The sequence below is a fragment of the Mycobacterium sp. Root135 genome (assembly GCF_001426545.1).
GTDB lineage: Bacteria > Actinomycetota > Actinomycetes > Mycobacteriales > Mycobacteriaceae > Mycobacterium.
The window spans coordinates 126,385-150,772 of record NZ_LMEZ01000005.1; the positions used below are offsets into that span (position 1 = coordinate 126,385).

Genomic DNA, 24,388 nt, shown 5'->3' on the forward strand with positions numbered 1-24,388 from the left:
CATGCTGGCCCGCATGGCCCCTCCCGAGCACCGACAGATTGGCCGTCGTTCCGTCCTGCGCGCCTCGTTGGCCGGGGCACTGCTCGTGCCCGCAACCGCGGCCCTGCAGGCTTGTGGCGCCGCGGGCACCGGCGGGCCGCCGACGAGTACGGGCCTGATCGCCAGTCGGCCGCGACTCACCCACGGTGTCGCCAGCGGTGATCCACGTACTGACGGCGCACTGGTGTGGGCCCGCTCCGACTCCCCTGCCCGCATGATCGTCGAAACCTCTGCCACGGAATCGTTTTCGAATGCCGTCCGCATCGACGGACCTCGGTTGACCCCGGTCTCCGACGGCACCGCGCGCATCCGCGTCACCGGCCTCGAACCGGGGCAGACGGTGCACTACCGGGTGACCCTGGAGGGTGAGGACGGTGCCAGGTCGGAGCCGGCGGTCGGTGTCTTCAAAACCGTTGCCACACAGCCACGCGCCGTCACGTTCGTGTGGTCGGGTGACGTCGTCGGCCAGGGGTGGGGAATCAGCAAGCAGGGCGGCATGGCGATCTTCGACGCCATGGCCGATCGTCGACCGGACTTCTTCATCCATTCCGGTGACGCGATCTATGCCGACGGTCCGGTGCCCGAGACACAGAAGCAGAACGACGGCGGCACGTACGCAAATGTGACGGCGCCGGCCAAGGACCACGTGGCTCAGACGCTCGACGACTTCCGCGGCAATTACGCCTACAACCTCACCGACGAGCACTACCGCCGATTCAACGCCTCAGTCCCCCAACTGATTCAGTGGGACGACCACGAAGTGCTGAACAACTGGTTCCCCGGCGAGTCGCTCGCGGGGCAGAACCGCAAGGGCTACACCACCGTCGACGTGAACGAGCTGGCCGGGTACGCGTCTCAGGCGTGGCGCGAGTGGCAGCCCGTCGAGCCCTCGGAGGCCGTGGACGGTCGACTGCACCGCAAGATCGCCTACGGACCCTTGCTCGACGTCTTCGTCCTGGACATGCGCTCCTACAAGGACCCAAACCCCAACGCGTGGGGACAATCCGACGACGGCGGAATCCTTGGGCGCCAACAGACTCAGTGGTTGATCGACGGGTTGAAGAACTCGACGGCGGCCTGGAAGGTCGTCGCCAACGACTTACCAATCAGCATCGTGGTGCCGGATGCGGCGTCGGACCCCGTCGGCGGTCCGCCGTCCATGGAGGCGGTGGCGCAGGGTGAAAATGGGCGCCCGTTGGGCCGTGAGATCGCGTTCTCGCGGATTCTGTCCGAGACCAAGGAGGTACGCAACGTCGTGTACCTCACGGCCGACGTGCACTACACCGCGGCGATCTCCTATCACCCGAAGCGCGCCGGCTTCACCGACTTCACGCCGTTCTGGGAGTTCGTGTCCGGACCGCTGAACGCGGGTGCGTTTCCGGAGAGCCCGCTCGACGGCACCTTCGGCGCGCGCTACGAGTTCGTCCATGCCCCCAAGGAGAAGAACGCCTCCCCGGCCGAGGGCTACCAACACTTCGGCGAAGTCAGTATCGATTCGGACTCCCGGGCGTTGACGGTCACGCTATGCGACGCAACGGGAAAGTCGTTGTACACCAAGACGTTGCCGTCTGCGTAGCGTCATGCCTGCGCGAGGCGGGTCCGCGTGACGTCGTCCAGCGGTGTGTAGATGACGAGTTGTAGGTCCGGATGGTCTGACGCGCGTAGTTGATGGTGCTCGAGATGCAGGGTTCCGACGGTCGGATGATGGAAGGTGCGCTCGCGCGACACGAATCCGGCAACTGGATGCCCGTCCCATCCCGCACGGAACTCGGGGCTGGCCTCGCGCAGGCGCGTGACGAGATCCTGGATGTGAGAGTCGGTCAGTCGGGACGCCGTCTCGGCGCGGAACTCCGCGAGGAATCGTTGACTGGTGACCTCCCAGTCGTCGAGCAGGTCGCGCACCGCGGGATCGGTGAACACCAACCAGAGGAGGTTGCGCTGGCCGGGTTCGGTGCGAGCCACGTTGGGATAGAGAGCTGCGTAGGCGGCGTTCCACCCGGCGATGGACCAGTCGGCGGAGAGTGCGTAGGCGGGCCTGTCACCGAGTTCGTCGAGCAACCGCTGGATGTGCGGCGGCGTTGGTGCGATGGCGAGCGGCACCGACGGTATGGGCGCGGCGTATCCGGCCAGTCCCAGCAGGTACTCGTGTTCGGCGCCGCTGAGGCGCAGCGTCTGGGCGACGGCATCGAGCACTTGGCGGGATGGCGTGATCGCCCTGCCCTGTTCGAGCCACGTGTACCAGGTGACACTTACGCCGCAAAGGTACGACACCTCCTCGCGGCGAAGGCCGTTCACACGCCCCCGAGGCAGCGGCGGCAGGTTGTGCGCAGCGCGAGGCATTTGTTCACGTCGAGATCGCAGGAACGCGCCCATCTCGGATCGACGCTCGGACTCGCCACTCACGGTGTCGATGCTAGTGCTCTCACTACTAGTAGTAGAGCCGTCTTCTCGAGAAGCCCGTGGTCGGGGAGGGTCGAGACATGCCAGAGCTTCGATCAAGAACCGTCACCCACGGCCGAAACGCCGCTGGCGCTCGCGCGCTGCTCATGGCCGCCGGGGTCGCCCGTGAGGACTTTGGCAAGCCGATAGTGGCCGTCGCCAACAGCTTCACCGAATTCGTCCCCGGCCACACCCACCTGCAGCCGGTGGGGCGCATCGTCTCCGAGGCAGTTCGGGAGGCAGGCGGGATTCCGCGCGAGTTCAACACGATCGCGGTCGACGACGGCATCGCCATGGGACACGCCGGAATGTTCTATTCGTTGCCGTCCCGAGAGCTCATCGCCGATTCGGTCGAGTACATGGTGGAGGCTCATTGCGCCGACGCGTTGGTCTGTATATCCAACTGCGACAAGATAACTCCTGGCATGTTGATGGCGGCGCTACGCCTCGACATTCCGACGGTGTTCGTCTCGGGTGGCCCGATGGAGGGCGGGCGGGCAACCCTGGTCGACGGCACGGTCCGGTCCGGGCTCCACCTCATCGACTCCATGAGCGGCGCCGCGGACACCGCGGTGAGCGACGCCGATCTGGCGCTAATCGAAGACGCGGCCTGCCCAACCTGCGGATCGTGTTCCGGCATGTTCACCGCCAATTCGATGAATTGTTTGGTCGAAGCGCTAGGGCTTGCCCTGCCGGGGAACGGCTCGACGTTGGCCACTCACACTGCGCGGCGCGGTCTCTACGAGCGAACCGGCGCTCTGGTGGTCGAGATCGCGCACCGGTGGTACGACGACGACGACGAACGGGTGCTGCCCCGACGGGTGGCGAGCCGCGCCGCGTTCGCCAATGCGATGGCGATGGACGTCGCAATGGGTGGGTCCACCAACACGGTGCTCCATCTCCTCGCGGCGGCACAGGAGGCCGAGCTCGACTTCACCCTCGACGACGTCGATGCGATTGCCCGCCGCGTGCCGTGCCTGTGCAAGGTCGCGCCCAACGGGGTCCACCTCATGGAGGACGTGCACCGCGCCGGCGGAATCCCGGCACTGCTCGGGGAATTGAGCCGCGGCGGCGTCCTCGACCAGAACGTCCATTCCGTGCATGCACCCAACCTCGTCGAATGGCTCGACAACTGGGACATCCGCGGAGCCGAGCCGTCCGCCGACGCCGTCGAACTGTTCGGCGCCGCGCCGGGTGGTCGACGATCCGCAACGGCGTTCTCACAGTCGAACCGGTGGGAGTCGCTGGACCGCGACAGCCACGGTGGCTGCATCCGCGACGTCGCTCACGCCTACTCGGTCGACGGCGGCCTTGCGGTGCTGCGCGGCAATCTCGCAGAAGACGGCTGCGTGCTAAAGACTGCGGGGATCGACGCGACCATGCAGCACTTCAGAGGGCCTGCGGTGGTCGTCGAGTCTCAGGAGGAAGCGGTCGACGCGATTCTGGGTGGACGCATCATGGCCGGAGACGTCCTGGTGGTGCGCTTCGAGGGGCCTCGAGGCGGTCCCGGAATGCAGGAGATGTTGCACCCGACGTCATTTCTCAAGGGGCGTGGGCTTGGCCGGGTATGCGCACTGGTCACCGATGGTCGCTTCTCTGGTGGGAGCTCGGGCCTCGCGATCGGACACGTGTCACCCGAAGCGGCCGCCGGTGGCGTGATTGCCCTGGTCGAGGACGGCGATGTCATCGAGATCGACGTGGCGGCTCGTCGCATCGAACTGCTGGTGCCCGGTGAGGTCTTGGACGTCCGACGCGAGCGGTGTCTCGACCATGGCGGCTATCGGCCGGCGTCGCGGAATCGCAAGGTGTCCAGCGCTCTTCGGGCCTATGCGGCCATGGCCACGTCTGCCGATCGTGGCGCTGTCAGAGACGTGTCGCGGCTCAGTTGACGCACGGTGCTGGCGCGCGCGGCGCCGGGACCTTGGCGAGGCCGGGTAGCGGACCGAACGCCCTGGCGACGAGCGGACTGACCGCGGACAGGACGGTCATGACGAGCGACACCGCGAGCGCACCGCGCGGGCCGTACGCGTCGGTGGCCACGCCTGCGACGGCGGTGCCGATGGAACCCCCCACGATCGCCGCGCTGCTGAGCCAGCCGAACGCCTCGGTGGCCATGGCCTGACCGACTTCTCGCGACACCATGAGGTACAGGGCAGACATCGCCGGAGCGAATCCGACGCCCGAGATGAACAAGGCCACGAATTGCAGTGGCAGTCCGTCGGCGAAGCCGTAGAGGCCGACTCCGACGCCAACGGTCGACAGCGCCACGACGACACCGGACAGGCCGAGGCGCCGATGCCCGAACACCAAGCCGCCCAACAGCGAACCGACACTTGCCGAGGCGATCGCCGCTCCGGCAGTGAAGCCGTCCTTGCCCAGCGCGGCGATGATGCCCACCTCGAGCGCAGTGAAGGACGCCACCAGGACCAGGCTGGACACCATCGCCACGATCACTGCCCGGTGCAGCAGCACGCGGCCGAACATGGTCTCGTTCACCGCCTTCTCCGGGTGCAGGTGGCGAGAGCCGAGGAGGAACCAGACGGTCCCTACGAGGGTGACCGCCGCACACAGGATCAACGGGAACATCGTGGAAATCGACGACGCCAGAACGGTGGCCGCGACGGGGCCCACGACCCAGATCAATTCCTGCGCCGTGGTGTCGAGCGCGAAGAGAGTGCGCACCTCGTCGTCGGGGACCATCCGGGGGTAGAGGGCCCTCACAACCGGCATCAGCGGGGGCATGGAGGCGCCCGCGACCACGCCGAGCGCCGTCAACGCCCACGCGGACGACCCGGCGAAGGCCAGCCCCAGGGTGCCGACGGCGTTGATCACCGCGGCCGTCATCAGTGTGGGAGCCACCCCGACGCGGCCGGCGAGGCGCGAGGTGAGCGGCATGGCGACGGCTTCGCCCGCGCCGACTGCCACGACCACGATGCCCGCCAGCCCGTAGGAACCGGTCAGTCGGTGCACGTGCATCAGGATCGCCAGGGACAGCATGCCCAACGGCAGGCGCGCGAAGAGCTGCGAGGCCGTCACGTTCACCACGCCGGGCACCCGCAACAGGTTCCGGTAGGTGCCCATCGTCCCGTTCCTCCACTCCGTGCCCATGCCAAGCCATGGGACTACACCGTCCAGACGGTACACTTCGGGACGGTCATCGTAAACTGAGTTCGTGACCTCTTCCCGGGACCGCATCCTGGACGCGTATGCGGACCTCCTCATCACCGGGGGTGAGCGGCAAGCCACGCTTGAAGCGGTGGCCGCCAGGGCAGACGTATCCAAGGGCGGGCTGCTCTATCACTTCCCGTCCAAAGACCAACTCGCCGTTGGGCTCTGCGACCTACTGGCGACTCTGGCGGCCAGGGATGCCGAGGCGATGCGCGCCTCGGACGAGGGTCCCGCCCGCTACTACGTCCGCTCGTCGCAGTACGCGAACACCCCCCTGGACCGCGCCCTGGTGGCGGTCTCCAGGTTGCGCCAGTCCGGTGACGGCCGAGCGCGGGCGGCAATCGAAGCAGCCTCCGACGACTGGCTGGCCATCCTGCACGACGCGCTCGGCGACCTCGACGTCGCACGTGCGGTGAAACTGATCGGCGACGGTCTCTACTACAACGCGCTCAACCGCGCGTTGGGCGGACATCCCCCGACGTCGGAGGCTGACCAGGGACTGCTCGACGTCGTCGACCGCATCACCAAGACGGCCAAGCCGCCCGGGGGCTGACCGGCGGTCAGCTCAGGCGCACTCCGGTCACCCGGTCGAACAGGTGAATCGCGTCGCTGTCGGCGGTGACGTGCACCGTGTCGCCCGTCCCGACGCGTTCGCGGTTGCCGATGCGGGCGATGACGTCGGCGTCACCGCCCTCGAGTCGCGCCGTGCCGTACAGGTATGCGTCGGCACCCAGGGTCTCGACCACCCCGACGGTGACGGGGATGCCGGCGCCGGGGGTCGTCAATCGCCAACCCTCCGGACGCACTCCCACCACGACAGGGCCGTCGTGGCCACCGGAGGGCGCCAACGCCATCGGGTGTCCGCACACCGTCACCGAGGAGCCGTCGACGTCCGCGTCGAAGAACTTCATCGCAGGCGAGCCGATGAATCCGGCCACGAAGACGTTCGCGGGGCGGTCGTAGAGTTCCATGGGAGCGCCAACCTGTTGCAGCACGCCGTCCTTCATGACGCCGACGCGATCACCCATCGTCATCGCCTCGGTCTGGTCGTGGGTGACGTAGACGGTGGTGACGCCAAGGTCGCGTTGCAGTTTGGCGACGTCGGTGCGGGTCTGCACGCGCATCTTCGCGTCCAGGTTGGACAGCGGCTCGTCCATGCAGAAGACCTGGGGGTTGCGCACGATGGCCCGCCCCATCGCCACCCGCTGGCGCTGACCACCCGACAACGCCTTGGGCTTGCGGTCGAGGTAGTCGGTAAGCCCCAACGTCTTCGCGGCCGCAGCCACCCGGCGCTTGCGTTCGTCGCGGGACATGCCGGCGTTCTTGAGGCAAAATTCCATGTTGCCTCCCACGGTCATGTGGGGGTACAGCGCGTAGTTCTGGAACACCATCGCGATGTCGCGGTCCTTGGGCGCCGTCGTCGAGATGTCCCGATCACCAAGGTAAATGGAGCCGGCGGTGAGCTCTTCGAGGCCTGCCAACATCCGCAGCGTCGTCGACTTGCCGCAGCCGGAGGGTCCGACCAGCACCATGAACTCGCCGTCGGCGATGTCCAGGTCCATGCCTGCCACCGCCGCCGTCGGCGCGTTGGGATACCAGTGCTGAGCCTTCTCGAACCGGATGGCGGCCATGGGCGCTCCTGTGAGTGGTGGTGGTGGGGACGCGGTCAGCGCGACGAGATGCCGCCGACCATGCCGTTGATGAAGCGCTTCTGCAGCGCGAAGAACAGCACGGCGATGGGCAGTGCGACCATCACCCCGGCCGCGGCCAGCAATGAGTAGTCGGTCAGGTGTTGGCCCTGGAACAGCGCCAATCCCAGAGGGGCGGTACGCCGACTGTCCGACACCACCATCACCAGGGGCAGAAGGAACTCGTTCCAGGTCCACATCGTGATGACGACGGCCATCGTCATCATGGGCGCCAAGGACGGCGGTACGACGACCCGCCACAGCACCCGTAGGTCACTGCAGCCGTCGAGGCGGGCGGCCTCGATGATCTCGCCGGGAAAGGCGCGAAACTGGTTGCGCATCCAGAATACGGCGAAGGCCAGCGACTGCGCGGTCTGCGGCAGGATCAGCGCCCAGTAGGTGTCGGTGAGTCCAATCGTCCGCAGGTTGAAGTACAGCGGGATGATGAAGGCCTCCGTCGGCAGGGTCAGCCCGATCAGAAGCAGGTAGAACAGCACCGAAGAGCCGCGAAAGCGCATGCGGGCGAACGCAAATCCGGCGAGTGTCGCCAGGACGACGCTCAGGATGACCACGGCGGCGGTGACGAGCACGCTTGACAGCAGGTAGCTGCTGAAGTTGCCACGACTCCACGCCGCACCGTAGTTGCCCAGGTCGACGGAGTCCGGAATCGAGAACCCGCCGGAGTTCTGGCTGGCCGGGGTCACCGACGACAACAGCACCCCCAGCAGCGGAACCACCGCGAACAGCGCGAAGACGGCCAGGATCAGCTGGTTGACGACCCTCTCGGTGCGGGACAGGTTCACTCGGACTCCCGCGGGGCGATGCGGCTGATCGACACCGTCAGCAGCACGATCACGACCGTCAGCACGACGGCGATGGCCGACGCCAGGCCGACCTGACCGGTGTTGAACGCACGGTTGTAGGCCTCGAAGGCCGGAACGGACGTGGCGTTGCCCGGCCCACCGCGGGTGGTGATGAAGACCAGGTCGAAGGTCTTCAGCGCGGACACCACCGTCAGCGTCAACGCGACGGCGATCTGACCTCGCAGCGACGGCAGAGTGATCGCGATGAATTCCCTTGTCCGGCCTGCCCCGTCGAGACGCGCGGCCTCGAAGAGTTCGGGGGCGATGTTGCCGATGCCGGACAGGAAGAGCACCAGGCACAGACCGATGTTGAGCCACGTGCCGACCAAGCCGATCGCGACGAGGGCGAAGGTGTGGTCGCCCAGCCAGACGCGACTGAGGGAGTCGAGTCCGACCAGGCGCAGGGTCTGGTTGAGCAGCCCGTCCTGGGAGTAGATCGAGATCCAGATGGTCGCGATCACCACGGTCGCGATGACCTGCGGCAGGAACAACACCGTCCGGAAGAACGACATGGATCTCATCGCGTGCGCCCGAGAGATCAGCGCACTGAGGAACAGCCCGATGAGAACCGGTGCGGCAGCGTAGAACAGCATCAACACCCCGGCGTGCAGGAAGGAGTCCCGCAGCCGTTCGTTGGTGAACACCGCGACGTAGTTCGACAACCCGGCGGCGGTGGACCTGCCCATGCCGTCCCAGTCGAAGAACGAGTACTGCACGGTCTGCACCACCGGCGCACCCAGGAAGGCGGCGAAGACCAGAAATGCCGGCGCCACATACAGATACGCCTTTGCCGAGCGGCGGGCCGGTCGCCTCCGAGTGGCGGCCACCGCCCCGCCGTCACTCGGTTCGGTGGTCGCCCGCTGCTCGGGTTGGTGCAGCGTCACGGGCTACTTCTTGCCCGCGAGGAAGTCCGCGTAGTCCTTCTGCAGGGTGTCGACGAACTGTTGTGGGTCGGACTGGCCGCCGATGAGTTCCTGCATCCCCGCGGTGACGGTGTCGTAGAAGGTGGGGGTGGAGTAATCCAGGTACGGCACTTCGCCGTTGGCCTTCTGGACGTCGCGGTACTGGGTCGCGATGTCGGCGGCGACGGTGCCCGGCTGTGGCTGATAGTCCGCAGGCAAGACGGTGGGCAGGTTGCCGGTGTCCAGGAGCGTCTGGGCGGCCTTGGCGTTGGTGATGAAGTCGACGTAGGCGGCCGCGACGTCGGGGTGCGCCGACTTCGACGTGATCGCCCACGCCAGTCCCTGACCGCCGGTGGTCGCCGGCTTGCCGTCGGTTGAGGTCAGCGTCGTGAAGCCGGCGTTCGGGCCGAGGTCGTCCTGCATGGTCTGCTGCAACCACGTGCCGGTCAGGGTGAACAGGGCCCCGCCCTTGCCGAATCCCGCGACGGCGTCGTCGCGCGACACCCCGTTGGTGCCAGGGGTCAGGTACCCCTGCTTGCTCCAGTCGGCGATCTGTTGGGCTGCCTTCAACGACGGATCGTCGGTCCACGCACCACCTTGGCCGCTGACCAACTCGTCGACCGCAGGAGCACCGGCCAGTGCAGCCTGCACGACGCCGAACATGTGGATTCCCGGGCTCTTGTCGAGGTTGCCGAAGGCCATCGGCAGAATGCCCTTGGCCTTGGCGGCCGCCATCGCAGAGTTCAGGTCCGACAGCGTCTTTGGCGCCTGCAGCCCCAGGGAGGACAGCAACTGCCGGTTGTAGTAGATGCCCACCACCTCACCGGTCTGGGACACCCCGAACAGCGTGTCGCCCTGCCAGGTCTTCCCGTCGCTACTAAAGCTGTTCTGCTTGAGCAACGCCTCCGGGTAGTAGCCGTCCCAACCGTAGAGCTTGGCGTAGTCGTTCATCGGACGCAGCATCCCGGCGGCGACGAAGGCACCCATGTCGGGATAGCCCTGGTTGGCCTGGACGACGTCGGGCGGGGTGTTGCTCGACAAGGCCAGCTTCAGGGTGGTCTTCAGATCGCTGAACGATTCCACGGTCCGCTTGATGGTGACGTTCGGATACTTCTCGTGAAATTGATTGTTCAGCTGGTCTTGGGCCTTGTTGATGCCGCCGTCGGTGTTCTGGTCCCAGACGGTCAGCGTCACCGGGCCTGCGGACGAGATGTCCTTGGACGCCTCGTTGGTCGGGGACGGGGCCGCCGTGTCACCGGAAGGTCCTGGGGCGCAGGCAGACATGGACAACACCACGCCGGCCGCGGCAACCGCGGCGCCAAGTCGGAACAGTCGGTTCTTCGTCATGACGTCAGTGCTCCTGGGGTTGCGGGGACGGGGTGATCACTGTGTTGTTCTGCCCACTGCCGGACCGAGGTCCAGCCGGGGTCGGAATGGTGGTCGGCGAGCAGGTGCGCGATGTCGACGGGGTGGGGTGCACTGCGTGCTCCGCCGGCGCTGCGCACCGAGCAGGTGGCGCACACGCTGGCCAGCCGCAGCCGATCATGCAGCTCCCAATCCCATGCCGTGGCGGCCATGAAGGCCGCGGCGAAGGCGTCCCCGGCGCCCGTGGGGTCGACGGCGTCCACCGCGATCGCCGGAACGTGCAGCCGGGCGGATCCCTGCGCAGCCACCGCACCGCGTGGGCCGAGGGTCACGACGGCCGTGTCGACCACCCGAGCCAGGACGTCGAGTGCGGCGTCGACGGTGCCCGCTCGGGTGTATTGGACCGCTTCGTGATCGTTGACGATGAGGACGTCGACGCCTTGGAGATGGTCCAGGAGGGTCTCCGACCACTGCCCAGACGGATCCCATCCGACCCCGCCGACGATCGTGGTTCCGTTGGCGCGCAGCCGCGTTGCCTGAGGGTGGACTGGACCGCGGCCGAGGCCGACGTGGGCGACTCGCACCAGGCTGGACGTCGGCCAGGGCGGTAGTTCGCCGGAGTGCTCGTAGGTGACGAACGAGCGCTCGTGGCCGTCGGTGATCGCCACGGAGATCGGCATCTGGAAGTCCGTCCGCTGAACGGCGAAGCGCAGATCCAGGTCGGGCTCGGCGCGCAGACTGCGCGCGACGATGGACCCGATGGGATCGTCCCCCAGCTCGGCGACCAACGCGGTGTGAGCCCCGAGGCGCGCGGAGGCAACTGCGCGGTTGGCGGCACCTCCCGGTGAGATCGCGAATCCGTCGGCGTACACCTCGGCGCCGGGTTCGGGCGCGTGCACTCCGGTGAAGACCAGGTCGGCGAAGACCCGGCCCGCCACTAGGACGTCGATGTCACGATCGGTCACTCCCGGCTACCTCCACCGTCTGACGTAGTTTGACGTTCTATGCGTGCTCATCCTGCGTTCACTGCGTGACGATAGCGTTGCAGCCGCGTCTCCGCCGGATATCCGAGAATTTTCATCCAAAGATGCGCAGAGTCACGCAGAGTCGGTCAGATGGTGGGTACGATTCCCGGCATGTTCCTCGCCGAACGCCATGAACGAATCCTCGCTGCGCTCAGCAGCGGGGGGCAGTCGGTCGTGCAACTTGCCGAGGCGTTGGGCGTCAGCGAATCCACCATCCGCCGCGATCTGGACGTGCTGGCCAAGGGCGGGCAGCTCGAGCGCCTCTACGGCGGAGCCATGCTCACCCAGGGCAGCCGTGCCAACATCACCGACTCCGGCGGCGTCGAGGACCCCTTCGTCTCCGAGACCCGAGCCGACTACGAATTACGCCAGAGGATGGCGGTCGAGGCCGCCCGGCTCGTCGGTGACGGCGACGTCGTCGTGCTCGACATCGGGTCGAGCACTCCGCTGGTCGCACGGGAACTCCGTGGCCGCCCCGTCACCATCATCACGTCCAACCTCGCGGTGCTCGACGAGGTCCGCAGTGACGACGCGGTCGAGCTGGTCCTGTTGGGCGGTGTGCTGCGCCGCAACCAGCAGTCACTGGTGGGGCCACTGGCCGAACAGGTCCTCGGCCAGCTCAGTGCCGACGTGATGTTCCTGAGCTGCACCGGCGTTCGCGGCGGTCGGGTGCTGGACAACATGGCCGTCGAGGCACCCATCAAACACGCGATGATCGCCGCGTCCCACCGCATCGTGCTGCTGGCCAGCGAACTGAAGTTCCCCGGATCGGGGGCGCTACGGCTGTGCTCCCTCGACGAGGTCGACGTGCTCATCACCACCCCCGGCACCCCGGAGGAAGAAATCTCTGAGCGCCGCGAAGGCGGCGGAAAGGTCATCGTCGCATGAAGCTCGTGATCCTCGGTGGCGGCGGATTCCGCACCCCCTACGTCTGGCAAGCCCTCATCCGCGATCAGGGCTCGCCCCGCGTGACGGAGGTAGCCCTCTACGACGTCGACGAGGCTCGGCTGGCCACCATCACCGCCATCCTCGACCAGCTCGCCGACGGGTTCGCCGACGTACCCACCCTGAGCACCCACACCAATCTCGAATCCGCCGTGGAGGGCGCCGACTTCGTGTTCGCCGCCGTCAGGGTCGGCGGCGTCGAACAACGCTGCTGCGACGAGCACGTCGCGCTCGACCTGAACGTGCTCGGCCAGGAGACCACGGGGCCGGGCGGTATCGCCTACGCCCTGCGCACCCTGCCGGTGATGCGCGAGATCGCCGAGACCATCCGCCGGGTTGCCCCGAAGGCGTACTTCCTGAACTTCACCAACCCAGCCGGCATCATCACCGAAGCGCTGCAGAGCGTGCTGGGTGACCGAGCGCTCGGAATCTGCGACACCCCATCGGGTTTGGGTCGACGCGTGGCCGGCGTCCTCGGCTACGACCACACCCGCATCCAGATGGACTACGTAGGCCTCAACCACCTCGGGTGGATGCGGCGGGTCCTGGTCGACGGCGTCGACGTCCTGCCCGCGCTGCTTGCCGACGACCGGCGCCTGGCCCGGATGGAGGAGACCCAGGTGTTCGGCGCCGAGTGGCTCCGCACCCTCGGACTGATTCCCAACGAGTACCTGTACTACTACTACTTCAACCGGGACGCCGTGCGGCGCATTCTCGAATCTCCGCAAACCAGAGGCGATTTCCTGTTGGAGACTCAAGGTCGGTTCTTCGACGACGCCGCCGCCGAACCCCACCTCGCGGCCAAGCTGTGGACTGGTGCGGTCGACGAGCGTGGTGCCAGCTACATGGCGGAGGCCAAGGGCGGCGTCCAGGGCGCGCCCACCGTCGAACGGGATCGCGAAACCGATCCCGCGCACCTGGGTTACGCCGGGGTGGCGCTTGGGGTGATGACGGCGATCAGCCGTGACGAGAGGCGCACGATGATCCTCAACGTGCGCAACCGCGGCACCATCGCCGGCCTGCCGGACGACGCAGTGGTGGAGGTGCCGACCATGGTCGACGCCAACGGCGTGCACCCCCTGACGTTGGAGACCCAGCCGGACCTCCATCAGCTGGGATTGATGCAGCAAGTCAAAGCCGTTGAACGCCATGCCATCTCCGCGGCCGCGACGGGGTCGGCGTCGGAAGCGCTCAAGGCGTTCGCACTGCACCCACTCGTCGACTCGGTCGCCGTCGCGCGCGAACTGCTCGCCGGTTACCTCGCGGCCAATCCGGACCTGGCACGGGCGTTGGCGTAGCGCTCGGCGCCGGAGCCTACCGCGGCCCAGTCAGGTTGTGGGGCTCCAGGATTGTCGCGAGCTCCGAGGCCGTCAGCAGTCCGCGGTCCAATACGAGTGATGCGATGTCGGACCCGGAGCTCAGTGCGTCGGCCGCCAACCGGGACGCCGCCTCGTAGCCGATGTAGGGGTTCAGCGCGGTCACCAAACCGATCGAGTGGTCGACCATGGCCCGCATGTGTGCGACGTTGGCGGTGATGTCCACGATGCAGCGCGTCCGCAAGGTGTCGCATGCGGCCGTCAGATGTGCCAGCGATTCGAACAGGCTGTGCGCGATGATGGGCTCGAAGGCGTTGAGCTGCAACTGACCAGCCTCGGCGGCCATGCTGACCGCGATGTCGTTGCCGATCACCTCGTACGCGACCTGATTCACGACCTCGGGGATCACCGGGTTGACCTTGCCCGGCATGATGCTCGAACCCGCTTGCACGGGCGGCAGATTGATCTCGCCGAGGCCGGCGCGTGGGCCGGACGACAGCAGCCGCAGGTCGTTGCAAATCTTCGACAGCTTGACCGCCGTGCGCTTGAGCACGCCGGACAGTTGGACGAAGGAGCCGACGTCTTGGGTTGCCTCGACCAGGTTCGACGCCGTCACCAACGGTAGTTCGGTGATGGCGCGCAGTTCCTCGCACACCGCCTCGGCATAACCCCGGTGCGAATTCAGTCCGGTGCCGATCGCGGTGCCCCCGAGGTTGATCTCGGAGATCAGCAGTACCGCTTCACCCAACCGGTCGCCGTCCTCGCCGATCATGACGGCGTAGCTGCCGAACTCCTGACCCAGGGTCATCGGCACCGCATCCTGCAGCTGTGTGCGCCCCATCTTCAGGTGCCCACCGAACTCGATTGCCTTGTCCGCGAACGCCGAGACCAGCTCCGTCATCGCCAGTCGCAGCCTGTGCACGGCGAATTGGAGCCCGACCTTGAGCGCCGTCGGGTACACGTCGTTGGTGCTCTGACCCAGGTTGACGTGCTCGAGTGGGTGCAGATGCTGATAGTCGCCGCGCCGATGTCCCAGAAGCTCCAGACCACGGTTGGCGATGACTTCGTTGGCGTTCATGTTGGTCGACGTGCCTGCGCCACCTTGGATCACGTCGACGACGAACTGGTCGTGTAGCTTGCCGGACTTGATCTCGTGACAGGCCGCGACGATCGCGTCGGTACGCTCGGCGCTGAGCAGACCGAGCCGATGATTGGCTTGCGCAGCAGCCAGTTTCACACACGCCAGTGCAACGATCAGTTCGGAGTACCGCGAGATCGGCATACCCGTGATCGGGAAGTTGAGCAGCGCACGCGCGGTGTGCACCCCGTAGTAGGCGGCCGCCGGCACGTCGTAGTCGCCGAGCAGGTCGTGCTCCACCCGCGTTTCGACACTCGTCATGGTCGAACTCCCTCTTCGGCATCGAGAAGTCGCCGACGCGTCTGGGGATCGGACGCCGCGTCGAGCAGGGTCAGGGCCAGCGCACGTGCCCCGTCGACCGCAGCCCGGTCGGCGGCCGGCGAGATCGCCGCGGCGGCGAACTCGGGCTGGTGGTTGACGGCGGGCAACGAGTCGATGCCGATGTAGGGGTGGATCGCGGCGATGCGTTGGGACACGTTGCCCATGTCGGTAGAGGCCCGGTTCATGAGCGAGTCGGCACCCGAGCTGAAGCGCCTGCCAAGCTGCTCGGCACGCCGCACGTACGCGTCGAGTAACCCGTCGTCGTTGCGAAACTCCGCATAGGGCTTGCTCTCCGGGGTCACCGTCAGCTCGCAGCCGGTGGCCCATGCGCCTGCCTCGAAGCAGCGGGTGACCCGTTGCTCGAGGGCGGTCAGTTCGGCGAGCGACCCGGCCCGCACGTACCAGCGTCCCTCGGTGCGCTGCGGGATGGCGTTGGGCGCCTCGCCCCCGTTGGTCATGACTCCGTGGACCCGGACGTCGTGCGGGAACTGTTGACGCAACATCCCGATGGCGACCTGAGCGATGGTGAACGCGTCGGCGGCGTTGATCCCGCGGTCCGGGTAGGCGGCGGCGTGTGCGGACTTGCCGTCGTACTGAATATGACTGTGCGACACGGCATACGGTTCGGCGCGTGCGACGTCGACTGGACCGGGGTGCACCATCACGGCCGCGTGGACCCCTGCGAACCCGCCACGGTCGAGCATTTCGATCTTGCCGCCGCCGCCCTCCTCGGCGGGCGTGCCGAACACCGAGAGCGTGATCCCGAGATCGTCGACGTGTGGCGCTAGGGCCAGCGCGGCACCGGTCGAGATCGCGGAGATGACATTGTGTCCGCACGCATGGCCCATGCCCGGGAGCGCGTCGTACTCGGCGCACACCGCAAGGTGCAGCGGACCGCTTCCACGACGCGCGAGGAAGGCGGTCTCCAGACCGGTGAACCGCTCCTGCACGTCGAACCCGGCGTCGGACAGTTCGCCGGCGACGCGGGCACACGATCGCACTTCCTCCCAGGCGATCTCGGGATGGGCGTGCAAGTCGTGTGACAGCCGGAGCATCCGATCGGTCACCCGGTCGGCCGCCGACAGGACGGCGTCTTCGAGTTCGCCGCTCACAGGTCCCCCGGTACCCCGTATGTCGGTGCGGCAGTGGGGTCCAGCCCTCGAATGCGGTAGTCGGCCTTCTGCGGTTGCCACACCGTCCACAGCCGGTGCAGTTCACCGATCGGGTCGTCGTGCCAGTCGACCCGTAGATCCGTGACGGGCCACGGCACGTCCTCGACCACCTGCAGTCCTGCGGAGTGCACGGGCCCGGCCTCGCCACCGGCGCTCAGTGCTGCGGCGAGACCGTCTAGCAGGCGCTGTTCGGTGGTGGTCGCCCCGGACGTCAGGTAGCCGTCCAGCAGCGCGGTGACGACGGTCTCGTCGGCGAGCATGTTGCCTGCCGCTGCGGCGTTTACGGCGCTGACTTCGTGACGGATGCCCAGCGCCTTGGCGCCCGTGTGGATCGCGGCGCGACCAGATGCGTCGAGGACGATGAGCTGACGGTAGTCGGCATGCGATTCGCCTGCGATCGTCGTCTCGAGCGCTGCGCGCGCGTCCGACCCGCCGGCGAGTGCGTCCAGTGCGAGGGTGCCGAGGTGCGGGTTGGTCACGTTCTGGCTCGCGACGGCGCCCACTCCGGCGCGCAGGTGTACGCAGCGCGACGCGACGGCCGGACTCGACGAGCAGACGACCATCCCGAACGCCGAACCGTCCCGTACGACCAGCGAGAACGTCACGACAATCCCTGGCTGAGCACCGCGGTGGCGTCGATCTCGACAAGCCACTCGGGCCGCGCAAGCGCCTGGACGACGAGGCCGGTGGACACCGGGTAGACGCCCGTGAGCCAGCGCCCCATCACTCGGTACACCGGTTCACGGTAACGAATGTCGACCAGGTAGACGGTCACCTTGACGATGTCGGCGAGGCTGCTGCCGGCCTCCTCGAGCAGCATGGCGATGTTGGCCATGGCCTTCTCGGCCTGAGCCTCGACGTCACCGATTCCCACCGATTCGCGCGTGTCGAGATCCTGACCGATCTGTCCGCGGAGGTAGACGACACCGCCGGCGACCACGGCCTGGCACAGGTCGTTGGCGAGGTTCTGCTCCGGGTAGGTGTCCTTGGTGTTGAAGGGCCGGATTCTGCGATGGGTCGCGCCGGCCGGTGTCTCGTCGGTCGGTGTCTCGTCGATCACGTCGGAACTCCTTTTTGGTTTGGTGGTGTCGTCACCGCTCGGCCAGGGCGGGCGCCTCGTAGGCGAGATAGCTGCGCTGGATTGCGATTTGGTCGGCGAGGTACTTGGCGTCGTGCCAGACACCCCAGATGAAGCTCGATCCTCGGCGGGACTGCCACGGCAGCCCCAGGAAGTAGATTCCCGGTTCGGTCGAGACGCCACGTTGGTGGCGCGGTCTGCCGTTCTCGTCGAAGGCGTCGACCTGCAGCCACCCGTAGTCGAAGGCGAAACCGACGGCCCAGACGATCGACGTGATGCCGGCCGCGGCGAGGTCGACCGATCCGATGGGGTTGGTCATGCACTCGGGATCGGCGCCGAAGACCCGCGCCTGCGGCTCCTCGGGGAGGTCGACGCCGTTGCGGGCGACGTAGGCATCGGCCTCGTCGAGCATCGAAAGGTAGTTGGCGTCACCGTGTTCGATGTTCTCGCGCAGGTCCGGCGCAAAGGTCATCACGCCGTCCCGATACGGGCCCGCCATGCCAAGCAGCGTGATGCCGCTGGCGGCCAGATCGCGGAAGTCGACGGTGTGTCCGCCGCGTGCGCCGCTCACCGCGATGGTGACGTGCTCGGCGCCACGCGGCGGCGCCGCCAAGTCCCACTTACCCAAAACGCCCAGCCACCAACAGAAGTCACGGTCGCGATAGCTGCGCGGCGGACGGTCGTGCGGTCCGACCGCCAGATGGACGTCACGGCCGGCTTGGCGCAGCTCGTCGGCGATCTGCACCCCCGAGGATCCCGCCCCGATGACCAGCACTCCACCCTCGGGCAGCTGCTGCGGGTTGTGGTAGTCGCTGGAGTGAATTTGGTGCAGACCGGCGGTCTCGGGAACCAGGGGTGGAATCACCGGCTTCTGGAACGCCCCGGTGGCGGCGACGACGAAACGCGCGTCGATGCTCCCTTCAGAGGTCTCGACGCGAAAACCCACTCGGCCGTCCATCTTTCGTACCGAGCTCACCTCGACGCCGGTACGTATCGGCGCGTCCACCTTGTCGGCGTACGCGACGAGGTAGTCGGCGACTTCCTCCTTGCCTGCGAAGCCGTCGGGTGCGACGTCGAACTCCAAGCCGGGGAAGCGGTCGTGCCACGCAGGGCCGTTGGCCACCAGCGAATCCCAACGCCACGACCGCCAACGCTCGGCGATGCGATCGCGCTCGACGACGAGGTGCGGAATGCCTTGCGCTCCGAGGTGTTCGCTCATGGCGATCCCCGCTTGACCCGCCCCTACGACGAGAACCTCGACCTCTTGGATCGACAACTTGACCTCCACGAATTCGCTGATCCTGCTTGGTCTCCATGGTTCAGCCCGGCGCCTACATCTGTACAGCGCGTAGATCCGATGTACGGCATCGGAGAAAACGATTCTCGCAGTTCACGGCGCTAACCGCCGGGTGGCCCCGCAAAGAGACTGCGGCAGAGTTCGGCGATGACACTGGCACGCCGGGTCGGCCGGGCGGCGACGGCGTCGAGCAGGACGACCGTGAGGCTCGGCGGGTCACCGCTGAGCGGGACCGCGGCGACGGCGTGGCCGTCGAGCGCGACCGGTACCGCGGCGTGCAGGTTGAGAACGCAGTAGGCCAAACCGCGACCCACCAGCGCGCGACAGGTCTCCACCGTCGTGGACCGATAGCGGATGTTCGGCGTGACACCGGCTGCGGCGAAGACACTTTGGAAGTAGTCGCGACTATGCGGGAGGTCGAGCAGAACCATGGGGTCGTCGGCCAATTCGGCAAGATCGACGCTTTCACGCTTGGCGAAGCGGTGATCCCCGGCCAGCAGGACGTAGGGCGGCAGCATGAACAACGGCCATCGCTTGAGTCGGGTGTCGGCGACGAGGTCGTAACCGATGCCCAGCTCGAACGTACCGTTGGCGACGCCCTCCGCGAGATCGGCGAGATCGACTTCCGTGGTGTTCAGGTGAAGTTTCGGTAGCTTCTCGGCAGCCGCAGCCAAGAGCTCGGGAAGCAGATACGGCGCGACCACCTCGAAGCAACCGATCGACAGCGTGCCACTGAGCGAGGTACCCAAACCCTGTGCCACCGCCCGCAAATCGGCCGCGGATGCCAGGAGTTGGCGACTGGCCACCAGCAGTTCCTTGCCTGCGGGCGTCAGGCTGATTCCCCTGGCGTGGTGGCGCACGAGGAGTTGCACCGACAACGCGTTCTCCAGGTCGGCCAGCGCCGCGGACATCGCCGACTGCGACAGGTGCACCGATGCCGCTGCACGGGTGACGCTGCCCGCCTCTGCGACGGCGACGAAGTATTCGAGTTGTCTCAGCGTGTAGTCGGACACTTCGCGGCCTCCTGCATCAGGTAAACCGATCCTACGGTTCGGAAAGACCGGCTGTACAGCTGTACTGCTTCATTGCAGGGTGGAACCGACAACGCGGCCCTTCGGCTGCGGCGGCGAAGGAGACCATCGGATGACCACTGCACCAGCCCAACCCACGACCCTGGACGAGTGGACTCGCTCGGCAGCAGACGTACGGCCACGCGACGGCATCTTCGTCGACGGCGAGTTCCGGGCCGCCGAATCCGGAGCCACGTTCGACAGCGTCAACCCCGCCACGGGCACCGTCCTCGCCGCCGTGGCGTCTGCTCAGGCCGCGGACGTCGACCTCGCCGTCACCTCGGCCCGTCGCGCCTTCGACGACGGTGGGTGGTCGCGCAGTTCGATCAGCGAGCGCAAGGGCGTCCTGCTGCGCCTCGCGGCGCTGATCGACGAGAACCGGGTCGAACTGGCACTCCTCGACTCCATGGACATGGGCAAGCTGGTCTCCGAGGCCTTCACCGTCGACGTGCCCTCGGCCGCAGGGCTCTTCGCCTACTACGGCGAGGCCCTCGACAAGATCAACGGCGAGATCGCACCCACCGAACCGGGGAACCTCGCGCTCATCACCCGCGAGCCACTCGGTGTCGTCGGCGCGGTGACCCCCTGGAACTTCCCGCTCGACCTCGCCGTGTGGAAGGTTGCACCGGCGCTCGCCGCCGGAAACTCGGTCGTGCTCAAGCCTTCCGAACGCGCGCCGCTGTCCTCGCTGCGGCTGGCGGAACTCGCCGTCGAGGCAGGCCTGCCCAGCGGCGTGTTCAACGTCGTCCCCGGCCTCGGCCAGACCGCGGGCGCCGCGCTCGGCCTGCACCGCGACGTCGACGTCCTGGCCTTCACCGGGTCGACCGCCACTGGCAAGCAGTTCCTGCGCTACGCCGCGGACTCCAACATGAAGCAGGTGTGGCTCGAATGCGGCGGCAAGAGCCCGAATCTGGTGTTCGCCGACGCCGACCTCGACGCGGCCGTCGAAAAGGCGCTCTTCGGCGCGTTCTACAACCAGGGCGCGGTGTGCTCGTCCAATTCCCGACTGCTGGTGCAGAAGTCGATCGCCGACGAGTTCGTCGCCGACCTGATCGCCCGCGCTGCCACGATGTCCCCGGGCAATCCGCTCGATCCGACGGCAGTGCAGGGCGCGATCGTGGACGAAGCCCACACCGACCGCGTCCTCGGATTCGTCGACCGCGCCCGCGCCTATGCCGACGTTCGAGTCGGCGGGCAGCGGGTCGACGACGGTTGCTTCGTCGCACCGACGGTCGTCACGGGCCTCGGCCCGACCGACGAATTGGTCACCGACGAAGTATTCGGTCCGGTGCTCGCCGTGCAGACCTTCGACGACGAGGACCAGGCGATCCGGATGGCGAACGACAGCGCCTACGGCCTGGCCGCTTCGGTGTGGACCACCGACCTGCGCCGCGCACACACCGTCGCCGCCGCGCTTCGAGCGGGCACGGTCTCGGTCAACACCGTCGACGCGCTGAGCGCCCAGACGCCGTTCGGCGGTTTCAAGCAGTCCGGGTTCGGTCGCGATCTGTCCCTGCACGCGTTGGACAAATACACCGGCCTCAAGACCACGTGGATTGCCTTCTAGGACAGGGCGATCAGCCGGCGTCCTCGGCGATCAGGTCGCTGGCCCGCTCGGCGACGGTCATGATCGTCCCGACCGGGTTCACCGAGGGGATGGTCGGGAAGATCGAGGCGTCGACGACGCGCAGACCCGTAATGCCACGCACCCGAAGTCGCGAATCCACCACGGCCATCGGGTCGTTCGCGGCGCCCATGCGGCACGTCCCCGATACGTGATAGACGGTCTGGTGCGTCGCGCGCAGCGGTGCCGAGAGTTCCTCGTCGGTGGTCAGGTGCGCGCCGGGGAAGACCTCCCCACCGATCCAGTCCGACATCGGCGCCTGCGCGCCGATCCGCCGCGCCAGCCTGATGCCGGCGATCAGAGTCGCCTCGTCGACGCCCTCGGGATCGGTGAAGTAGCCGTAGTCGATGCTCGGCGGGGCAGCGGCGTCGTCGGTCGTGATCCACACGCGGCCACGGCTCTTGGGCTTCGCGACGTTGGGAGCGATCGACACGATCCGCTCGGGCAGTTCCGTGCCGTAGGTGACGGCATGGTCGGCGACGGCCTCGACGGGGAAGTGCATCAACACGTCGGGCCGCGCCGGTCCTTCGTCGTGGAAGCGCACGGCTGCGCCCGCGTCCCAGCCGGTGGCGCAGGTGCTCGGGACGTCGCGTCGCGCCTCCCACACGATCAGCCCCTCGGCGTGGTCCATCAGGTTCTCTCCGACGCCGGGGCTGTCGACGAGTACCTCGACCCCGGCGGCGGCGAGAACATTCGCCGGCCCAATTCCGGACAGCTGCAACAACTTCGGCGTGTCGACCGCACCGCAGCACAACACCGTCTCGCGGGCGGCCCGCAGCTCGGATTCCTGACCGTCGGCGTCACGCACCAGGACCCCGACCGCCCGTCCGTTCCCGACGAGCACCTTCACCGCCTGCAGGCCGTGAAGGACGCGCAGGTTGGGCCGGCTGCGGATGGCCTCGTGCAGGTAGTGCACCGACGTCGAGGAACGCAGGTGCGTCTCGGGGGTGTATCCGATCTCGAAGAAGCCAGCACCCCTACCGGTTTCGGCGAAGTCGGGATCGCTGTTCCAGGCGGTGCGCGCCGGCAGGTCGAGGGCGGCCCTCGCCGAGGTGACGACGTCGGCCACGTATGGGTTCTGGTCTGTCGCCGACACCGGCGTGATCGGTGCGGCGATGCGGTCGTAGTACGGATTCAGCGTCGCCGAGTCCCAGCCGTCGGCGCCGAGGGCGACCCATTCGTCGAGGTCGGCGGGCAACGGACGCCACGTGATCATGGTGTTCGCCGTCGAACAGCCGCCGAGGATGCGCATCCTGGCCTGTCGGATGTGCGAGTTGCCGCGCTGCTGGGCGATGCTGCGGTAGTCGAGGTCGTATTCGCCCTCGAGCATCTCAGCCCACCGCCGGATGTCCAGTGCGCGTGGTTCGTCGGCGTCGGTGGGACCCGGTTCGACGACGGTCACCGTCACGCCGGGATCCTCGGACAGTCGAGCGGCGACGATGCACCCGGCGGTGCCACCGCCGACGATCAGGTAGTCGACGTCCGTCACGCCACGGACTCTCGCTGGCGCGCAGCGCTCGCCGTGGTGGCAATGCGGGGCTTCATCAAGACGTAGTAGAGGGGGCAGATGACGGCCAAGCCGACGATCCAGGAGACGTCGACTCCCCCGATCGCGGAGGCGACGAAACCGGTGAACAGAGCCGTGGACAGGAAGGGAATCTGTACCAGGATGCCGGCGAAGTAGCAGCCGATGGCCACCCAGTTGAAGCGGCCGTATCGTCCACCGTCGCGTTCGAACAAGGCGTCGATGTCGTAGTCGCCGTGGCGCAGCAGGTAGTAATCGACGAGGTTGACCGCAGTCCACGGGATCAGGACGCAGAGCAGCAGGGCCAGGAAGCTGGCGTAGTTGGCCAGGAAGTCGTCGGCGCTGACCAATGCCGGAATCAGAGCGATGACGAAGAGCACCATCGAGACCGCCGCACGACTTCCGGCTCCGGGCTGCCACTTCGGAAAGACGTTCTGGCCGACGGTGATCGTGGACAACGTGCCGCAGTAGAGGTTCATGGCGTTCGTCGCGGTGATGCCGATGGCAAAGATCGCGAAGACCCCCGTGCTGACACCGTGGGTCAAGGCGGACAAGCCGTCCATGGTGTCCTCGTCCGGCAGCGCCGCGCCGACCAGCACACCGAGGAGCATGGGGAGGACCGAGCCGAGGACGCAGCCGGAATAGGTGCCCCAGAATGCGGCCCGCTGGCCGGTGTCGCGCGGCATGTACCTGGTGTAGTCGGAAACATAAGGCGCATAGGCAATCTGCCACAGGGCAGCCACCGACAAGGTGGCCATGAAGCCGGCCCACGTGAAGCCGCCGGTGTGCCACGTTCCGTCCGGCACGCCGTTGACTCCGACGATCCAGACGAACGCGACGAGCAGTGCGCCGCCCGCGACGACCGACAGCACCGCGGTGACGCGGTGGATGAGCCGGTAGCCGACCATCGTGGCCACCACGCTGATCAGTCCGATGATCACGATGGACCAATTCGGCGGCAGCCCGGTGACCTTCGCCAGCGCCTGGCCGCCGAGTACGGCGTTGGAGGCGAAGAAGCCCAGGTACATGAAGACGACCAGGACGACGACGAGAAGGCTGCCGTAGGAGCCGAATTGAGCACGGGTCTGCAGCATCTGCGGCACACCCATCTGCGGACCCTGGGCGGCGTGCAGGGCCATCACCACGGCGCCGATGACGTTGCCGAGCACCACCGACAACGCGCCCGCCCACAGAGGCAGACCGAACACGGTGGTGGCGAGCGCTCCGGTGATGATCGTCAACAACATGATGTTGGAGCCGAACCACACGGTGAAGAGGTCACGGGCTCGACCGTGACGCTCGTCCACGGGGATGTGCTCGATCGTCCTGCGCTCGACGGAGTCGGCGCTGGGCACTGGTGCAGTCATGGGTTCCGACTTTCGACGACGGCGGTTTACGGGAGGCGGTGACCTC

General features: G+C 67.2%; 21 protein-coding genes. 6 read left to right on the forward strand and 15 right to left on the reverse strand.

Annotated features, from left to right (window positions below):
* Positions 1-13: 13 nt before the first annotated feature.
* A complete protein-coding gene (locus ASD37_RS11780) occupies positions 14-1,615 on the forward strand; it encodes an alkaline phosphatase (protein WP_056553066.1) in 1,602 nt (533 codons plus the stop codon).
* A gap of 2 nt (positions 1,616-1,617) precedes the next feature.
* On the opposite strand, the gene ASD37_RS11785 is transcribed toward ASD37_RS11780, so the two are convergent.
* Entirely contained in the window at positions 1,618-2,442 is an 825-nt protein-coding gene (locus tag ASD37_RS11785; RefSeq protein WP_056551180.1) for a helix-turn-helix transcriptional regulator, read from the reverse strand.
* Positions 2,443-2,519: 77 nt separating this feature from the next.
* On the opposite strand from ASD37_RS11785, the gene ilvD reads away from it, so the two are divergent.
* The gene (gene ilvD / locus ASD37_RS11790) at positions 2,520-4,367 is read left to right on the forward strand and encodes a dihydroxy-acid dehydratase (RefSeq protein ID WP_056551181.1); all 1,848 of its coding nucleotides are present in this window, start codon (positions 2,520-2,522) and stop codon (positions 4,365-4,367) included.
* On the opposite strand, the gene ASD37_RS11795 is transcribed toward ilvD, so the two are convergent.
* Positions 4,360-5,559, reverse strand: coding sequence for an MFS transporter (locus ASD37_RS11795; RefSeq protein ID WP_056551182.1), 1,200 nt, complete (start codon positions 5,557-5,559; stop codon positions 4,360-4,362). The two genes, ilvD and ASD37_RS11795, sit on opposite strands and share 8 nt — an antisense overlap.
* A 91-nt stretch (positions 5,560-5,650) precedes the next feature.
* Here ASD37_RS11795 and ASD37_RS32605 point away from each other — a divergent pair, with 91 nt between their 5' ends.
* Complete coding sequence (locus ASD37_RS32605; RefSeq protein ID WP_056551183.1) at positions 5,651-6,199, forward strand: TetR/AcrR family transcriptional regulator; 549 nt, start codon at positions 5,651-5,653, stop codon at positions 6,197-6,199.
* A gap of 7 nt (positions 6,200-6,206) precedes the next feature.
* Here the strand turns inward: ASD37_RS32605 and ASD37_RS11805 are convergent, their stop codons facing one another.
* Genes ASD37_RS11805 through ASD37_RS11825 form a run of 5 tightly spaced genes read right to left on the reverse strand, consistent with a single transcriptional unit; the run spans position 6,207 to position 11,429 of the window.
* Positions 6,207-7,277, reverse strand: a complete 1,071-nt coding sequence (locus ASD37_RS11805) for an ABC transporter ATP-binding protein (RefSeq protein ID WP_056551184.1) — start codon at positions 7,275-7,277, stop codon at positions 6,207-6,209.
* 35 nt (positions 7,278-7,312) lie between these two features.
* Positions 7,313-8,137 (reverse strand): carbohydrate ABC transporter permease, encoded by an 825-nt coding sequence (locus ASD37_RS11810; RefSeq protein WP_056551185.1) that lies wholly within the window; start codon positions 8,135-8,137, stop codon positions 7,313-7,315.
* Positions 8,134-9,081: a carbohydrate ABC transporter permease gene (locus ASD37_RS11815; RefSeq protein WP_235568096.1), complete on the reverse strand. Its 948-nt coding sequence runs from the start codon at positions 9,079-9,081 to the stop codon at positions 8,134-8,136. The genes ASD37_RS11810 and ASD37_RS11815 overlap by 4 nt, the downstream gene beginning before the upstream one ends.
* 3 nt (positions 9,082-9,084) lie before the next feature.
* Entirely contained in the window at positions 9,085-10,446 is a 1,362-nt protein-coding gene (locus ASD37_RS11820; protein WP_056551186.1) for an extracellular solute-binding protein, read from the reverse strand.
* The gene (locus ASD37_RS11825; protein WP_056551187.1) at positions 10,443-11,429 is read right to left on the reverse strand and encodes a carbohydrate kinase family protein; all 987 of its coding nucleotides are present in this window, start codon (positions 11,427-11,429) and stop codon (positions 10,443-10,445) included. The genes ASD37_RS11820 and ASD37_RS11825 overlap by 4 nt, the downstream gene beginning before the upstream one ends.
* A gap of 150 nt (positions 11,430-11,579) precedes the next feature.
* Between ASD37_RS11825 and ASD37_RS11830 the strand changes: the two genes are divergently transcribed.
* A complete protein-coding gene (locus tag ASD37_RS11830; RefSeq protein ID WP_235568098.1) occupies positions 11,580-12,377 on the forward strand; it encodes a DeoR/GlpR family DNA-binding transcription regulator in 798 nt (265 codons plus the stop codon).
* The gene (locus tag ASD37_RS11835) at positions 12,374-13,732 is read left to right on the forward strand and encodes a 6-phospho-beta-glucosidase (protein WP_056551188.1); all 1,359 of its coding nucleotides are present in this window, start codon (positions 12,374-12,376) and stop codon (positions 13,730-13,732) included. Before ASD37_RS11830 ends, ASD37_RS11835 begins: the two co-directional genes overlap by 4 nt.
* A gap of 16 nt (positions 13,733-13,748) precedes the next feature.
* On the opposite strand, the gene ASD37_RS11840 is transcribed toward ASD37_RS11835, so the two are convergent.
* From ASD37_RS11840 to ASD37_RS11865, 6 genes are all read right to left on the reverse strand, one after another.
* Complete coding sequence (locus ASD37_RS11840; RefSeq protein WP_056551189.1) at positions 13,749-15,149, reverse strand: aspartate ammonia-lyase; 1,401 nt, start codon at positions 15,147-15,149, stop codon at positions 13,749-13,751.
* Positions 15,146-16,264 (reverse strand): M20 family metallopeptidase, encoded by a 1,119-nt coding sequence (locus ASD37_RS11845; protein WP_056553073.1) that lies wholly within the window; start codon positions 16,262-16,264, stop codon positions 15,146-15,148. Before ASD37_RS11845 ends, ASD37_RS11840 begins: the two co-directional genes overlap by 4 nt.
* Before the next feature lie 53 nt (positions 16,265-16,317).
* Positions 16,318-16,986 carry a DUF1028 domain-containing protein gene (locus ASD37_RS11850; RefSeq protein ID WP_056551190.1) on the reverse strand — a complete coding sequence of 223 codons (669 nt, stop codon included), beginning with the start codon at positions 16,984-16,986 and terminating at the stop codon, positions 16,318-16,320.
* On the reverse strand, positions 16,983-17,438 hold the full coding sequence (locus ASD37_RS11855; RefSeq protein WP_056553076.1) for a RidA family protein: 456 nt from the start codon (positions 17,436-17,438) through the stop codon (positions 16,983-16,985). Before ASD37_RS11855 ends, ASD37_RS11850 begins: the two co-directional genes overlap by 4 nt.
* A 34-nt stretch (positions 17,439-17,472) precedes the next feature.
* Positions 17,473-18,735 carry an NAD(P)/FAD-dependent oxidoreductase gene (locus ASD37_RS11860; RefSeq protein ID WP_056553079.1) on the reverse strand — a complete coding sequence of 421 codons (1,263 nt, stop codon included), beginning with the start codon at positions 18,733-18,735 and terminating at the stop codon, positions 17,473-17,475.
* A 122-nt stretch (positions 18,736-18,857) separates the two neighbouring features.
* On the reverse strand, positions 18,858-19,769 hold the full coding sequence (locus ASD37_RS11865) for a LysR family transcriptional regulator (RefSeq protein ID WP_056551191.1): 912 nt from the start codon (positions 19,767-19,769) through the stop codon (positions 18,858-18,860).
* 130 nt (positions 19,770-19,899) lie between these two features.
* Between ASD37_RS11865 and ASD37_RS11870 the strand changes: the two genes are divergently transcribed.
* Positions 19,900-21,393 carry an aldehyde dehydrogenase gene (locus ASD37_RS11870; protein ID WP_056551192.1) on the forward strand — a complete coding sequence of 498 codons (1,494 nt, stop codon included), beginning with the start codon at positions 19,900-19,902 and terminating at the stop codon, positions 21,391-21,393.
* Between the two features lie 10 nt (positions 21,394-21,403).
* On the opposite strand, the gene ASD37_RS11875 is transcribed toward ASD37_RS11870, so the two are convergent.
* Positions 21,404-22,939, reverse strand: a complete 1,536-nt coding sequence (locus ASD37_RS11875; protein WP_056551193.1) for a GMC family oxidoreductase — start codon at positions 22,937-22,939, stop codon at positions 21,404-21,406.
* Entirely contained in the window at positions 22,936-24,342 is a 1,407-nt protein-coding gene (locus tag ASD37_RS11880) for a cytosine permease (protein WP_056551194.1), read from the reverse strand. The genes ASD37_RS11875 and ASD37_RS11880 overlap by 4 nt, the downstream gene beginning before the upstream one ends.
* Positions 24,343-24,388 lie beyond the last annotated feature (46 nt).